Raw genomic sequence first — 14,758 nt, 5'->3', positions numbered from 1 at the left:
GCTTTCCCCTTTTCCCGACTTCTGCAAGAAGTTTATAGAATTGTCACAAATCCCATAGAAACTGAGAGTTGTTTTCATGAGTACCGATTTTGTCCCCCAACCGCAGAACGACGATCGCTTTCTAGAAGAAGCGATCGATCTGTTACTGTTCTTGGAGCAGGAGTTGCCTAACTATACAAAAGACAGTAACCCTGGTACAGCTTTGGCTCTCATGGAAGCTGCTCGCTCTCTGCATTCGATTGCCATAGCAGCCGAGTTAGATGCCATTGCCATAGTTTCGGCTGCACTAGAAGAGATTTTTCAGCTTCTGCATCAGTATCGGGCAACTGTCAACGCCCCAATCGCTTCCCTGTTGTCAGAAGGATTAGATTGTCTACAGATGCTATTGATGGCATTTTTAACAGCCTCGCAAATTGACGAAGTAGAAATTCTGGAGCGGATGTCTGCCATTGTTGCTCGTCTACAAGCAGAGTTTGGCGATCGCCAACAAAGCGTTATCACCCAGGAAACAAACCTTGAGACATCGATAGAGCAACCACATGAATGTGAAAAAGCAGGGGAGCAGGGAGTAGGGAGCAGGGGAGCAGGGGAGCAGGGGAGCAGGGGAGCAAAGGAGAGTTCAAATACCAAGTTCTTTCCCCTCCGCCCCTCCGCCCCTCTGCCCCTCTGCCCCTCCGCCCCTCTGCCCCCTGCCTCTTGTGAGACTAGCCCCCAGTCTGACAGCCTTGTTCACGTAGATACAGAGCAGCTTCCCATCAAGGTAGGGGAATTAGCGAACCTAGAAGAAGAAGATTTTCATGCTTGGTTAGGGGATTTTTCCCTGCCTACTGAAACTTCTGTTCCATCCCTAGTTAAATCTGTTCGCCATCAACATCAACTCTCTTTGCAAGAATCGATTTCTACCATTCTTGCAACAAGTATTCCAACCGCCACACCCATCAATATTGAGCATCTCGAACAACTAAACGCGTTAGTTGCAACATTATTAACTACATATAATCAGCAAGCCTGTCAAGAAGAACAACAGCAACATATGATCGGGCGGTTGTTCCGACAAGTTAAACGATTACAACACCTGCTGGATAATCTACAGGAATGGTCAGGACGTTTAGTAGCAATTTCAGATACCCTTTCTCCTCTAGCTGCTTCTCGCTCTCAGCAATTATACAGTACTCTACAATCTGTTTTGGCTGAAGCGTCTCAGGTAGCATCAACTGTTGATTCGCTGAATAACAATCATCATCAACTCAAACAAGAACTCATACAGCAGGAAAAGTTGCTTAAGCATTCTTCCAATTTAGTCAAAACAGTTACAACTATTCCTTTAAAAGTAGCTTTAGAATCCTTACATCGGCTTTGGTCTCAGTTACAAGCTCTACAAGATAAGTCTGCTAGACTACATTTACAAATTAGCGATATCCAAGTCGATCGGGCATTTAGCGATCGCCTTCATGCTCTCTTGTTGCATATAAGTTGCTATTTACTAGAGCAAAGTATTGAGTCTTGCCAAACACGCCAACACCTTGGTAAAAATAGCAACGGTATTATTGAAATTCAAGTTTACCAGCACGGAAATCAACTGATTATTGATGGCTGTGATGATGGTGCAGGACTTAACTTATCTCAAATTTATCAACAAGCTTTAGCCCAAGGATTCGCTCTGACAAAACCAGGGGATATCTTACAAGAAATGGTAATTGAACCAGAGGTTTCATCTGTTTTATGCGATCGTGCTGCTTTAGAGTTAGGAGTAGAATTAACTGAAGTTTGCAAGCAATTAACAGCTATTCAGGGAAGAATAGTATTGAAGTCTAAAGTTGGACATGGTACAGCCTTCTCACTCCAAATTCCCCTCAATCAAAAAATTGCTCAACTTATCCTCTGTCAAGCTAACTCCAGAGTCTATGCATTTATTGCCGATTCTGTAGAGCAGATTTATCTATCCCAGTCCGAACAAATTATCCACACTCAAGCGGGACGCATGTTATTATTGCAGTCTTCTGGCAAATCCAGTGGCTTCCTTGGTTATGCTCATGAGCATCTAACAACAGAAATGCTCGTCCCTATCCATTTATTGACTGATGTGCTGATTTGTCCTAATCATCTCCCCACCTCAGTTACTACTTACAGCACAAATACACTAAATGCTTTCAAGCAGGATAAGCCTTTATTAGTATTTCGTTACTTAGACAAACGATGTGCTTTAGAAGTAGATTGCATCATTGGCAAACAATCCTCTGCGATCCATCCTCTGGGGGAAGCAATCCCAGTTGCTGCTTATATCCAAGGAACTAGCATTCTTGCCAATGGGCAACTTAGCGTGGTTTTAGATGGTCACCTTCTCGCAAAATCTCTAACTTGAACTCAATACCTGCCGAAACGTTTGTTGCACATGAATTACAGCAGTTTTAACATAGACTCCCAATAAAAGCGCTCCAGTTCATAGCACATCTGACTTTTCCCGTTAAGTCTCTTTTGCAAGCTGCCAACCCTCACAGAGGCCGTGTAACTTTAACCAACCTCGCCACGGTACCTGGATGCCAATGGGTGTTTTGTTTCAATGTTCAAGGTAGCCGCCGTAATCACTTCGCATCGTAAACGAACAAGTTCCAAGCGCACATCTGCAAGTGTTCTATAGATGGGTGTACCAATTTCTATCTGCGATCGCTAGGCTTCTGGCTGTACCTCAACGCCAAGAGCTTTCTGGGCTTTTGGCAGAATGTGTTCCACACGCTCTCCTCAGTTCCCGCGTCGTCGGATTGATAATTTGATATTCCTCTTCGACATCAATAGTAAATTCTTCAGCTTGAGATGACATAGTTGGTGTTTCCTTTACTTGTTAAGGAATCTTATTGCCACGAACGGCAACAGTAGGATTAATCGGTCAAGGATTAGCAAACTTTTAATAGCTAAATGCCTAAATGTTTGCTAATAAGTCTCAAAGAAAAGATGGCTTAATTCAATGAGAGAAACATCACTCTGAGGTTGTGGATTGCATTACTCCAAAAGAATATTTGAAAACTGGCATGGTCAGAATCCATCTTGAATTCTGTATGACTGGTGTTTGAATAAATGGGTTTAATACCCCCACTACATTGAAAATTTAGCGGTCTATAATTAGTGGCGGGTCTGAATCCCCCATTTTCTTGTTCTGATTCCTGTACATGGATAGTTGGGCGTTTAGCCCATTCTGGCTTCTGGGTTCTTCTAAAAATTTATAAATGGATGCTAACTAATTTTGATTGTACCTGTTTTTTTTTGGACGTTCTACAGGTCTTTCAGTGACATCTACTACCAATACTTTCCATTCATACGCTTGTTGATGTAGCTCTCGTTTTCCAGGCAGTCAGAATGCTCCCGACTTAATCAAAATATTTTCTACCTTCCGTACTATCCGGCATACCGTGGATTCATGTATACCCCAACTTTTAGATATATGAAAGTAAGTTCTGTACTCCCCGGAGGCGGAGCGTCTCCGGCTCCCCGCCAATATTCAAGTGCAATTAATAAATGGTCTTCTACACTTAACTTTGGCTGACCCCCAATATCCCAGTTCTCGTCAGTTGGGGCTTTAGAACTTCTACCATTTTCCCAAACGTAGCAATGCAATATGTACTCCACATAACCGTTTAAACTCGTGTGGTGGCAGGTATTTCATCTGCTCGTAGCTCATTGCTCTTTCTTTTTTGACCTGTATTTTTTCATGCTTACATTATTCGTGCAAGAGGTCTATTGAAGTTTCAACTAACGGCTCTTTCGCAATACTATTAAGTCCAACTGACTCTAATAGCTCTTTCCAATCAGCTACTAAAGTTAAATCTTGAGGATTAGAATAACGCAATTGGGCTAATGTTGTCAGCGTTTCGTACCAAATGCCAGCTTCTGCATATAAGGAGGGGCGATCGCGTGATGTTGCTTTTTCTAACTGACTAACCAAAGTAGAACTTGGTTCGATTCTTTGTACCCAACCTTCTACAAAAAGGTCTTCAGAACGGTCTTCAGAATCACAAATGATGGAAAATGACCATTTATAATTTTTGCCAATTTCTAAAGGTTGTAAGGTTTTATTAGTAGGGAGGCTGAAGCTAACAATACCAGAACTTGCTGGAAGTGGAAATCTCGTTTTATAAACTACAGCACTATTGTTTTTCTCCCGTAACTCGAATTCCGCTAATTGCGTAGAAACTGAAGGAATATATACAAAGAAAGTTGGATATTTTTCTACAGTTAAGCCAAGGTTATTTGCTGGTAGTAATGCCTTTAGTGTCTTTCGATTTTGGCTACACATCATAGTGCCACGCGATGCCCCTCCTTTGCGATTGTCAGGCGCTCCAACTTTAGGAGGCTTGAAATTGATTTTTCTCTCAAATATTTCTTTGTTACCAGCCAAGTTTTGGCTAAGTAAAAGGTGTGATGACTGAGCCGTTAAGGTTTGAGGGAAAGCAGCAATAATAGATATTTCTAGCAATGTAGCTAAAGAAAGTGGTGCAAGTTTTAGAGAAAAAGTAGTTTTCATATTTACTCTGATTTGATGTTGGGTTTTTAGCTGAAAAAAGCCTGAATATAATACAATACGCTTGGGTGAAGAATTTCTTTCTTCTCTCTGCGTCCTTGGCGTTCTTGGCGGTTCGTTAAAAAAATTCACTTTCAGTAAGAGTTTTAGCCTTAACTGAACCGTGTTGAAATATAATAGGAATTACGCGCAACGCAAGACATAGATAAATAAGAGTTGTACTAGAAATTTTGGTATTTATTTTGTATACAAATATAACCGTCGTATAAACCTTATGTTCGGAAGTTTTATACGTTATATATAATTTTTTATGCATGATATTATAGATTATTCGTCTATTTTATTTGCCCGGGTTTTTATTTTTTTTACCTTATCATGCATCTGTTGCAAATATTCTGGATCGGAACTTACAGAGGTTTGAGGGTTTTTCTTAGTCTCATTAACCAGAGGTTTTTTACTCCTAAGTTCCTTCGCCTTTTTTCGTAAGTCTTGAAAATATTCCGTCTGTGTAATTTGGGCTACTTGGCGCTCTTTTTTTGAATGGTCAATTTCAATGTTTAATTTGAAAGGATTTTTAAGGCGATCGTAAATTGCCTTTGTGTATCCTGACTTATTAAATCGGTCTACAATCACCACACTTCCAGCAGTTCCTATGAATGTAAATACAGGTGGTATTAGGGGTATCCAAGCTCCTTGGTAAAAGAAACCGAAGCATATCACACATAAGCCTGCTAATGCAGCTACAATAGTCAGTCCAAAGCGTATAGGGTGGCGAATATGCCAAGCCACTATTCCTCCGAAAAGCGACCATATCCCTATCCATAGAGTTTCGCCCCAGTCTGACCAGTACCAAAATAAAGGACGATGATCTAAGACAGCACTCAGGATTTGACTTACTGCCTGTGCGTGAATCACAATCCCTAACATTTCTTGGTCTTTTTGCTGTCCCGCACTGTAGGGTGTGTAGAAACTGTCCTTGATACTCTCTGCGGTAGTGCCAATCAGGACGATACGGTTCTTAATCCAGTTAGGATTAACCTTGCCTGTTAATACTTCTGTAAGGGTTACTTGTTGAGCAACGTGGCGAGGAGAACGATAGTTAAGCATAACTTGATACCCCCGTACATTAGTATTTTGGTAGCTGCCAGAATTAGGTTTGAGGCGTTTAAATATTGTTGAACCTAGCTTTAACTCGTTGGATGAAGTAAGCTTCGGCTCGATTTTTTCTACTTTTAGGTAATTTAGTGCTAGCTGGAGACTGAAAGAAAAGAGATCGGCGGTGGAATCTTGGCATAGATGCGGATTTCCATTAGATTTATTGACTGGAGGTGGATTCATAAATAGTAGATTGCGACGCAAGATCCCACCGGAATCTACTAGCAAATCTGAAAATCCAATCCGGTTTTTTGGGACATTAGGAGGAGGTGCAATTCCTGGATTATTGGAAGAATCATTAACTTTGCAAACAGTAATAATCCGATCGCTCTGCTTAAAGCGTTTGGTTAACTCTTTATTACCAGGTAATATGGGAAAATCTCGATAAATATCTAAACCAATAACTCGCGGTTGCTGTTGCTCTAGTTTATTTAAGACCTGTTCTAACGTGCGATCGCTTAATGGCCATTTCTTTTCCAGTTGGATATCTTCTTCAGTTACTGCAACTATCAGCAGACGGCGATCAACACCTTCGTCAGGACGCAATCTAACTAACTGGTCGAAAGCCCAGAGTTCCTGTGCTTGCAATAAACCAAGTTGCCGCATCCCAATTACCAAAGTTGTGGCGATCGCACCACTAAAAATCACCCTGGCACTTGGGATTAATAATTTTGTGTACACCCCTTGCAAACGAGGCAATGCAGAATTAATTCTCTGAGAAAACTTAGAAATCACACATTTTTTATCCTTGCGAAGGCATCGCTAGACTCGAAATTAAACACGATGCAGAGCTAGCATGGTAATATCATCAAACTGATCTGCATCACCAATGTGAGCATACACACTTGCTTCGATCCGATCAAGTGCAGCAGTAGCTGATAAAGCAGGCTTCTGAAGTAAAGATAGTAGTTTTTCTTCGCCGAAAAACTCACGTTTTGGGTTGCGGGCATCAGTAACACCGTCAGAGTAAGCTACTAAGATATCATCAGGTTCTAACTGAATTTGATCAATCCCAAACTCTCTATTGGGCATCATGCCAACAGCCGGGCCAGTAGCCTTAAGCCTAGCCTTAATGCCATTTGCTCCGAAAATGATTGGAGGTTCGTGTCCACCATTAACATAGTGCAATAAACCTGTGCCTGGGTTCAACACGCCAAAGAAAAGCGTGGCAAACATATTTATTCGACTGTGATTATTGGCAATGTAATTATTTGTCAGACTAACTGCATTTTTGAGGACTGTTGTGCCGATTCTAGGAGCTTGTGCCCGTTGTCGTCCCTCTTTAATTGATTTACTGCCCTTATCGGTAAGAGCATCCAACCAGCTTAGAGTATAATTCTGTTGGGCAAAAGCCCGGATCAAACTTCTGAAAAGAGACATAAACAACGCAGCACCCACCCCTTTATCGCAAACATCCGCAATCACAATCCCAATTCGGTGATTAGCAAGGGGAAAAGCATCATAGAAGTCTCCACCTACGACGCGGGCTGGATGAAAGCAGGCAGCTATTTCCCACCCTGGTATCTGTGGCAGAGCTTCTGGCAAGAAGTCGGCTTGAATCATGCGAGCGATTTGTAAGTCTCGCTCGTAAAAAAGCAGAAGCTCATGCTCTGTTTTCATTTATAGATAAGCCTCGCTAGTACAATTGTTGAGCAATTTTACTGTGCTGATGGAATGCGATACATAATGAAGATATTGCGATTTTTGCCGTTGATACGTTCATAGATAAACTTATCGACCTCATGAAGTGCAAGATATATCCCTAGACCACCCATTGAACGCTCCTCTAAGGGCATATTTAACTCATCTTTATCTGGAAGTTTAGTCTCACAAGGGTTGTAAGCTAAACCTGTGTCCTCAATAGAAATTGTCAAAGCTTGCTCATCAATATCTGCTTGCAAATGCAATACTCCCGTGTAACCCGCTTGATCGTAGCCATAGGAAATAATGTTAGTAGCTATTTCGTCTACTGCTAGGCGACAGCGATAGGCAGCTTTTTTATCTAAACCAGCAGATGCAGTAGCTGCCAGCACATATTCAGCTATTTTTGAAAGTGAATCCAGAGTTGCAGGCACTTTTAAAGAAGGTTGCATATCAATCGCCTTGTAAAAAACTAATTAATATGCTTTCCTTTAAGCGCTTTCAAGTTCAATAGTCTTATCCTCATCTACTAAAATTACACTTTGATCGAATCCAGTTTTTTTCAATGTGCTAATTACCATTTCCTGAGCGCCAACGACATAAATATCAACATTTACACCCATCTTTTGTTTAGCGAAGATTAGCACCCGTAGACCTGCGCTAGACATATATTCTAGATTTTGCATTAGTAAAACTAGGTACTTTACGCCAAAGGATGCTGCTTTGTCTACTTCTGTTTTGAAAATCGGTGCAGTCATTGCATCTAGTTCGCCAGATAATTTAATCTTGGCGATATCATTATTTATTTGCAGAGTCGCATTGAAAGTCATCATATTTATTCCTGAACGAGATTATTTTTTAGCTGGAACTTATGTGTATTTCAATACTTTTCGGTTAAGGAAAAAAAGGGAAAGAAAAAACCTTTAACCTTTTCCCCAAACTCAATCCGAGTTAAAAATGTTTAACCGAGCAGTATTGATGTGTATTTGGCTTTATTTCAGCCTTGAGTAATTTGGTTTAATCATGATTTTAAATTAAGCTTTTTATGAAATAAATGCAGCATGATAAAGTCCTAAATAGTTATGAATTTTTCCGAACAATTCAAGGTTGTTGTACTATTTAGTCAGAAAAAGTCATAGCCTAGTTGTAATGGCATTTTTCAATTCGCCTAAATTATTCATTGCTACTCATATCATGTCCGGCTGATTAGTTATAATTTCCGCATCTGTGCAAAAACCTGAAAACCCTTTCTCCCCCTGCTCCCTGTCCCCTGCCCCCTTGCAGCCTTAATAATAAGTCTTTAACCGAACACGATAGGATCTCTGTGAGCAGTCCTTGCCATACTCGGAGAAAGTTACTATCCCCAATCCTAAAGCGAGTATTAATACCCAAACGAATGCGCCCACAAAAAATAATCTTTGAAATCTGGCAGCTTTTTGCTCTTGAATTAATCGAGCTTTAACTTCTTTAGCACGCTCTGCCTCTAACCACGTCTCAACTTCTCGTCGATCGCATTCTTGGCTAGCCGCTAAAAAATGATAATCCAAATCGCTCAAGCTTTTGCCCTGTGACCAAGCTAGAGCTTCAAGCAAAGCTGACCCGCGCAATAGCCGTGAATAGTCATGATGCTCTGAGGCTACCCAGGCATCTAATGCTTGGGAGTAGGGTCGCAGTTTGGCTAATTGTTTTTCTACCCAAGTTTGGTTGAAAACCTCTTGATAAATGCGATTTTTGACTATTAGTTGCCCTTGCTGTTTGGTCACTAACCCTGACAATAGCAGCTGGATTTGCTCTTCTCCATCATTAGAGGATATTTGAATACCCTGTAAAATTTGCTGATAAAGTCCTAACAATGCTCCAGTATGTTGCTCATTTCTGAGTAAGCGATCGCGGATTGTCTTTAAATGCTCCGGTTCATCATTGGCTTCCCAATTATCCAGGATGTGCGTTTGCACTAACTTTTCTAAAATTAACGATGGAAATTGGTAATAAAAATTTATCAGATGATAATTAATAATCGGTAAATGATCATCTAACTTGTAGCGATCGCCAGTTTCCAAGCTTCTATGCTCCTCCACTCCTTTGCTATCTCTTTCCTGCACCACTATCTGACACAACTTTTGAGTGAGAAACGGCTGACCATTCGTCCAAGCCAAAATCTCTTTAAGAACAGCCATAGGATTAGCTACTTTACCCTCTAAACCTGCTGCTAATGGTTCAACTTCTGTCAACATAAAGCCATGCAGATCAATAGATTTACCTATATTAAATGGGGTACAATTTTGGTCAGCAATCAAATCCGAGGGCGTTGCTACTCCGAACAGTGCCCAGGTTAAGCGGTTATATTCTGGATTTTCGGCTCGCTGGTTGTAGCAAGACCGAATAAGAGTAAAAAAATCGATGACTGGAAAATTTAGTCCCAGAACGCTATCAATTTCATCGACAAAAATAAAGATTTTTTCACTTTTGAGGTGGATTAACAAAATATCTTCGACAAATTGACTCAATCTCTGCAATGCAGATAAATCTTCTCGCTCTGACCACCAGGCTTTTAAATTTACTTTTTCCCATAAATTAAAACCTCTTAATAAGTCAACTACTATGCCCTTATACCATTGAGAAGGAGTAATATTGCTGCTGCCGATGCGGGTCATATCAATAGAAGCACAACTGAAACCTGCTTGTTCTAATCGATGCTTCGTTCGTAACCGCAAGCTCGACTTGCCCATTTGTCGAGAACTAAATACATAACAAAACTCACCGGAAATCAAAGTATTATAAAGTTCAATGTCAGCTTGTCGTTCTACATAGGTGAGAGCATTTGTTTTGAGACTGCCGCCAACTTGATATTCATACATATTCATCTAAAACCTCCAGAAGACACCTACTGAAACTTAGGTGATTTAACACTTAATCAGGTATCTGGGCTTTAAAACCCCCATAGTATGCCAAGCATAATGTAGTGGGTAGTTTATAACTTAATTTAATTGCTCACGAAAATATAATCGATACAATTCACATCTAGGTATCGCCCGATTTCCCTCAAGTTTTACCAAACCCATACTTTCTAATTTATAGGCAGCGATCGCTTCTAAGGGCACACCTTCAACAGATGTAACTACTGATTTGAGTGATGCTGCTAGTTCCGGATGTCCTTGGAGGTTTGCTAAATGATGCCGTAAATGGTTGCTATAAATTCCGGCAATTGTCGGAGCTTCTTCTAGTAGCTGTTCTAGGGTTAGCTCTTGAGATACCAAATTATAAAAAGCGATGCGAGCAAGATAGGGATGACCACCAATCATAGCGAGTAGAGGAGCCAAATTTTTCACTCCTGCCTCGTCTTTAGCCCAATCGAGTCGATGACGCAGTGCCAAATCCTGCATCTGCTCTAAACTAAATTCTGATAAATTAATCGCTAGCCCAACATTGAAAGGAGATTGATTGATATCTAAGGGGATATAAGCTTCAGTGGCATGAACTACCACTAGCCGAAGTTTTCGCCAGATTTCTAGTTCGGAAGCGTCCTCATACCAAGAGCGCAACAGTGGTAGAAAGTCGCTACAAATTTCTGGATACTCGAAAATTCGATTCACTTCATCTAAAGCCAAGACTACCGGAGAATCGATTTGCTGTAGCACATATCCTTGTAAATATAAGGTGGAGCTTACTTTGCTGCCAATATCTTCATCCCAATAATCATCCAACCTTGGCTCTAAGTTTAACTGCCGACTGACATTGGCACAAAACCACCGGAGGAATTTTTCTAAGCTAGTGAAAACTTGACTATCTGCTCTCTGCAAACTGATTAGCACAGTTTGTACCCCAGTCTGTCTTGCATAAGCCAGAATTCTGTGCATCAGGGAGGTTTTCCCCATTTGGCTAGGGGATTTGATTCGGATCAAGCTTCCGGGTTTATTTATTTCGGCATAGGTGCGTTTTTCTATAGGAGGACGTTCAACATAAAAATAGGAATTGAGTGGTACTGAACCACTAGGAATTTCTAAAAAATCGGAATTGAGGATTAGAGATTTTTTTGGCTCTAGCTCCCTGGTTTCTAAAGAAAAGCTTGATATACCTCTATTTTCAGAGATAATTTCAGTTTCCCTTCTTTCTTTGCTTAATTGCTGATAATTTCTCATTACTGCCTGTGCATTCTGAGATTTTATTTGAAAAACGCTACTTTGTGATTCTGCTGAGTCGGTGCGACGCGATCGCCTTCTTAAAACTGACTTAAAATTACTTTTTGTGACCTCCTCATCTAAAGTCTGTGATAGTAACTTCCATAACTTAGAACCTACATCTTTTATGTAATTAGCGTCATAACCAGACGTCTCTGCTATCTCTGAATAAGTTTCCCCTTCCCAAGCTTTCCGAAATACTAACTCCTGAACCTCATTTAAGCTTTTTTTAAGGAATGTATCTAAAATTACTAGTCCTTCTTCAGCATTCATCTGTAAAAAAAGTAATAAAGTTTATTTTAGATATGACTTTAACGGACTTTTTCATACTTTCTTTATTTATTTACCTAAAATTAATATAAAGATATGTCGAGATAAAAGTAGATTATCCTAAATCAACAGCAGATATCAAGTTGTTCCGTAAAAAAGTGTTGAATATTAAGAAAAAGTCAATAGTAATAGCCTAAAATATGCTAAATTTTGGGCGAAGGATTAAATGACCAGTAAGTTGTTATGGATGCTAAGTCATCAAGTAAAACTTTTCAGTTATCTAAATTTAGCTAGTGGAAGTCTAGAAGATAACTTCATTAACTTTGGACATGAGCATGATTATAAATTTGGCTCAAAAATGATGCCTAATTTACCAACCGATGCAGTTGGTGTAATAAATAGAAGCTTTGCAGGATTAAAATTTATTCAAGAGCTAGTGCGAGGAAATAAATATTTCTAACACTTTGCCCTGCTGGCAACCAGACTTCCATGATTACAACGAAATTGCTACTACATAAGCTAAGTTATATTTTTCCAGTTTTCTAATAAATTGGCTACTTTCACTCTTACGGGTTCTACACAAGTCTTCTGCACGATTCCCGCGATTCAGCAAGCAAAAGCAGCTTTTAATGTCTCATTTTGGTATATTCGCCAAGTAAAAGGATTTTTAACTGTCTGCTACTCATTTCGTAATCAAAACGATAGCCTAAGAGAATCCAGCAACTTACACATTGCATCATGCTACCTAAACCCAAAAAGCACTGGACACCTTCAAATTGGGCAAGTTGGAAGCCATTTGGCATTGGCGAACAGTATCCCAATAACTACTGGGAGGTATTTCGGGCAATCTGGCTATCTCGCAACAAACTACCTTACGCGTGGAATATTCTGGATAAGGGCGTCTGCGATGGTTGCGCTCTCGGAACAACCGGAATGAAGGATTGGACTTTAGATGGCATCCATCTTTGCAATGTCCGGTTGCGGTTGTTGCGGATGAATACTATGCCAGCTTTTGACCCTGTAATATTGGAAGATGTTTCACAGTTACAAAAGCAAAAAAGTGTCCAATTACGTGACTTGGGAAGACTCCCGTACCCGATGATTCGTCAACGAAGGGAAAAAGGCTTTCGCCGTGTGAGTTGGGATGAAGCTTTAGGAGTAATTAGCGATCGCATCCGTTCCACTACACCAGACCGCCTCAGTTTCTATGTTACCAGTCGCGGTACTGTCAACGAAACTTATTATGCTACCCAAAAAGCTGTCCGAGCAATGGGAAGCAATAATATTGATAATGCTGCCCGCATTTGCCATTCTCCCAGTACAGCAGGGCTGAAAGCTGCTCTCGGTGCAGGGGCTACCACTTGTTCTTATAAAGACTGGATTGGAACTGATTTATTAGTCTTCATTGGCTCTAATGTTGCTAACAATCAGCCTGTTACCGTCAAGTATCTCCATTATGCTAAAAAAGCTGGCACAAAGATTGTAGTTATTAATACTTACCGCGAACCAGGAATGGAGCGTTACTGGGTTCCCTCAATTGTAGAAAGTGCCGTTTTCGGTACAAAGTTTGCCGAAGACTTCTTCTTAATCAACATGGGCGGGGATATAGCATTTTTGAATGGCACTATTAAACATATAATTGCTAACAATTGGGTAGACCAGTCATTTATAGATTTATATACAGTTGGCTTTTCCCAACTCAAAGCATCGTTAGAAAATCAATCTTGGGAAGAATTAGAGCGGCTTTCTGGAACATCCCGCGATGAAATGTACGCCTTTGCCAAAATGGTCAAAGCAGCAAATAAAGCCGTATTTGTTTGGAGTATGGGCATTACCCAGCATGAATGCGGCGAAGATAATGTGCGAAGTATTATTAACTTAGCTCTCACCAAAGGTTTTGTCGGTCGGGAAGGCTGCGGTTTAATGCCAATTCGCGGCCACTCTGGGGTGCAGGGTGGTGCAGAGATGGGATGTTACGCGACGGTATTTCCTGGTGGTAAACCTATCACCCCAGAAAATGCTGCCCAATTGAGTCAGCATTGGGGCTTTGATGTACCAGCAAGTAAAGGTTTAATTGCTCCAGAAATGATTAACGCCGCACATCAGGGGGAAATAGATGTGTTGGTTTCTGTAGGCGGTAATTTTTTAGAAGTACTGCCAGAACCAGATTATGTGGAAGCGGCGCTGAAGAAAATACCCCTGCGGGTACATATAGATATTGTTCTCTCTAGCCAGATGTTGGTGGAACCTGCTGATACTGTGGTGCTGTTACCTGCAACAACTCGCTACGAAATACCAGGGGGAGTCACAGAAACTAACACCGAACGCCGGGTAATTTTCAGTCCAGAGATTCCGGGGCCGCGTATTGGGGAAGCGCGTCCTGAGTGGGAAATATTTTTAGAATTAGCAAAGCAAGTAAAACCAGATTTGGCAGATAAGCTGGCTTTTGCTGATACAGCTGCTATCCGTCAAGAAATTGCTCAAGTTGTCCCGCAATATGCTGGTATTCAACATTTACAGCAAGCTGGCGATCAGTTTCAATATGGTGGGTCACATTTGTGCTTTGGCTGGAATTTCCCTACAGCAGATGGTAAAGCACATTTTGGCGTATTATTGCCACGCCAAAGAGAATTACCAGAGGGTTATTTTTTATTAGCAACCCGCCGAGGTAAACAATTTAATAGTATGGTGCAAGAACGCAAGGATGCAATTACTGGAGCGGTGCGAGAGGCGGTGCTAATGAACGCTGCTGATGCAACAAAGTTGGGTTTAAAAGATAGCGATCGCGTCCTTCTTAAGAATGATTTAGGCGAGTTGTTGTGTCAAGTCTACATTGCGCCAATTCAGTCAGGAAACTTGCAAGTACATTGGCCAGAAGGGAATGTGCTACTCGATAAAAGTAAGCGATCGCTTGAAGGAGTTCCTGATTATAATGCGATCGTGCGGTTGGAAAAAATCTAAATCAAGTCTCATTTTCCCAGTTTTAACAAAATTAACTTGC

General features: G+C 40.8%; 12 protein-coding genes and 1 pseudogene. 3 read left to right on the top strand and 10 right to left on the bottom strand.

Going from position 1 to position 14,758, the window contains the following annotated elements:
* Positions 1 to 76: 76 nt before the first annotated feature.
* Positions 77 to 2,362 (top strand): chemotaxis protein CheW, encoded by a 2,286-nt coding sequence (locus tag RMZ43_RS34665; RefSeq protein WP_322652196.1) that lies wholly within the window; start codon positions 77 to 79, stop codon positions 2,360 to 2,362.
* Between the two features lie 324 nt (positions 2,363 to 2,686).
* Here RMZ43_RS34665 and RMZ43_RS34660 read toward each other — a convergent pair whose 3' ends face one another.
* The 10 genes from RMZ43_RS34660 to RMZ43_RS34615 form a co-directional block, all read right to left on the bottom strand.
* Positions 2,687 to 2,818, bottom strand: coding sequence for a hypothetical protein (locus tag RMZ43_RS34660; protein ID WP_322651344.1), 132 nt, complete (start codon positions 2,816 to 2,818; stop codon positions 2,687 to 2,689).
* Positions 2,819 to 3,346: 528 nt separating this feature from the next.
* Positions 3,347 to 3,418, bottom strand: coding sequence for a hypothetical protein (locus RMZ43_RS34655; protein WP_416212400.1), 72 nt, complete (start codon positions 3,416 to 3,418; stop codon positions 3,347 to 3,349).
* Positions 3,391 to 3,609: a hypothetical protein gene (locus tag RMZ43_RS34650; protein WP_322651345.1), complete on the bottom strand. Its 219-nt coding sequence runs from the start codon at positions 3,607 to 3,609 to the stop codon at positions 3,391 to 3,393. The genes RMZ43_RS34655 and RMZ43_RS34650 overlap by 28 nt, the downstream gene beginning before the upstream one ends.
* 103 nt (positions 3,610 to 3,712) lie before the next feature.
* Positions 3,713 to 4,516 (bottom strand): DUF928 domain-containing protein, encoded by an 804-nt coding sequence (locus RMZ43_RS34645; protein WP_322652195.1) that lies wholly within the window; start codon positions 4,514 to 4,516, stop codon positions 3,713 to 3,715.
* 324 nt (positions 4,517 to 4,840) lie between these two features.
* Positions 4,841 to 6,403 carry a CHASE2 domain-containing protein gene (locus RMZ43_RS34640; RefSeq protein ID WP_322652194.1) on the bottom strand — a complete coding sequence of 521 codons (1,563 nt, stop codon included), beginning with the start codon at positions 6,401 to 6,403 and terminating at the stop codon, positions 4,841 to 4,843.
* A gap of 39 nt (positions 6,404 to 6,442) precedes the next feature.
* Positions 6,443 to 7,288: a PP2C family protein-serine/threonine phosphatase gene (locus RMZ43_RS34635; protein ID WP_322652193.1), complete on the bottom strand. Its 846-nt coding sequence runs from the start codon at positions 7,286 to 7,288 to the stop codon at positions 6,443 to 6,445.
* Between the two features lie 38 nt (positions 7,289 to 7,326).
* Positions 7,327 to 7,761, bottom strand: coding sequence for an ATP-binding protein (locus tag RMZ43_RS34630; protein ID WP_322652192.1), 435 nt, complete (start codon positions 7,759 to 7,761; stop codon positions 7,327 to 7,329).
* Positions 7,762 to 7,800: 39 nt separating this feature from the next.
* Positions 7,801 to 8,142 carry an anti-sigma factor antagonist gene (locus tag RMZ43_RS34625; protein WP_322651350.1) on the bottom strand — a complete coding sequence of 114 codons (342 nt, stop codon included), beginning with the start codon at positions 8,140 to 8,142 and terminating at the stop codon, positions 7,801 to 7,803.
* A 453-nt stretch (positions 8,143 to 8,595) separates the two neighbouring features.
* Positions 8,596 to 10,173, bottom strand: a complete 1,578-nt coding sequence (locus RMZ43_RS34620) for an AAA-like domain-containing protein (RefSeq protein ID WP_322652191.1) — start codon at positions 10,171 to 10,173, stop codon at positions 8,596 to 8,598.
* 114 nt (positions 10,174 to 10,287) lie between these two features.
* Entirely contained in the window at positions 10,288 to 11,760 is a 1,473-nt protein-coding gene (locus RMZ43_RS34615) for an AAA-like domain-containing protein (protein ID WP_322652190.1), read from the bottom strand.
* A gap of 223 nt (positions 11,761 to 11,983) precedes the next feature.
* Between RMZ43_RS34615 and RMZ43_RS34610 the strand changes: the two are divergent.
* Positions 11,984 to 12,214: pseudogene (locus RMZ43_RS34610) on the top strand (hypothetical protein); the annotation flags it as partial.
* 281 nt (positions 12,215 to 12,495) lie between these two features.
* Positions 12,496 to 14,718 (top strand): FdhF/YdeP family oxidoreductase, encoded by a 2,223-nt coding sequence (locus tag RMZ43_RS34605; RefSeq protein ID WP_322652189.1) that lies wholly within the window; start codon positions 12,496 to 12,498, stop codon positions 14,716 to 14,718.
* The last annotated feature ends 40 nt before the right edge of the window (positions 14,719 to 14,758 follow it).

It is taken from the genome of Nostoc sp. CmiVER01 (assembly GCF_034531135.2).
Classification (GTDB): Bacteria; Cyanobacteriota; Cyanobacteriia; order Cyanobacteriales; family Nostocaceae; genus Nostoc.
This window is presented reverse-complemented; position numbering and strand designations above follow the sequence as displayed.

Coding starts and splice junctions, on each gene's coding strand:
- RMZ43_RS34645 (WP_322652195.1), bottom strand. CDS start 4,516: ATGAAAACTACTTTTTCTCTAAAACTTGCACCACTTTCTTTAGCTACA.
- RMZ43_RS34605 (WP_322652189.1), top strand. CDS start 12,496: ATGCTACCTAAACCCAAAAAGCACTGGACACCTTCAAATTGGGCAAGT.
- RMZ43_RS34635 (WP_322652193.1), bottom strand. CDS start 7,288: ATGAAAACAGAGCATGAGCTTCTGCTTTTTTACGAGCGAGACTTACAA.
- RMZ43_RS34630 (WP_322652192.1), bottom strand. CDS start 7,761: ATGCAACCTTCTTTAAAAGTGCCTGCAACTCTGGATTCACTTTCAAAA.
- RMZ43_RS34615 (WP_322652190.1), bottom strand. CDS start 11,760: ATGAATGCTGAAGAAGGACTAGTAATTTTAGATACATTCCTTAAAAAA.
- RMZ43_RS34660 (WP_322651344.1), bottom strand. CDS start 2,818: ATGTCATCTCAAGCTGAAGAATTTACTATTGATGTCGAAGAGGAATAT.
- RMZ43_RS34620 (WP_322652191.1), bottom strand. CDS start 10,173: ATGAATATGTATGAATATCAAGTTGGCGGCAGTCTCAAAACAAATGCT.
- RMZ43_RS34625 (WP_322651350.1), bottom strand. CDS start 8,142: ATGATGACTTTCAATGCGACTCTGCAAATAAATAATGATATCGCCAAG.
- RMZ43_RS34665 (WP_322652196.1), top strand. CDS start 77: ATGAGTACCGATTTTGTCCCCCAACCGCAGAACGACGATCGCTTTCTA.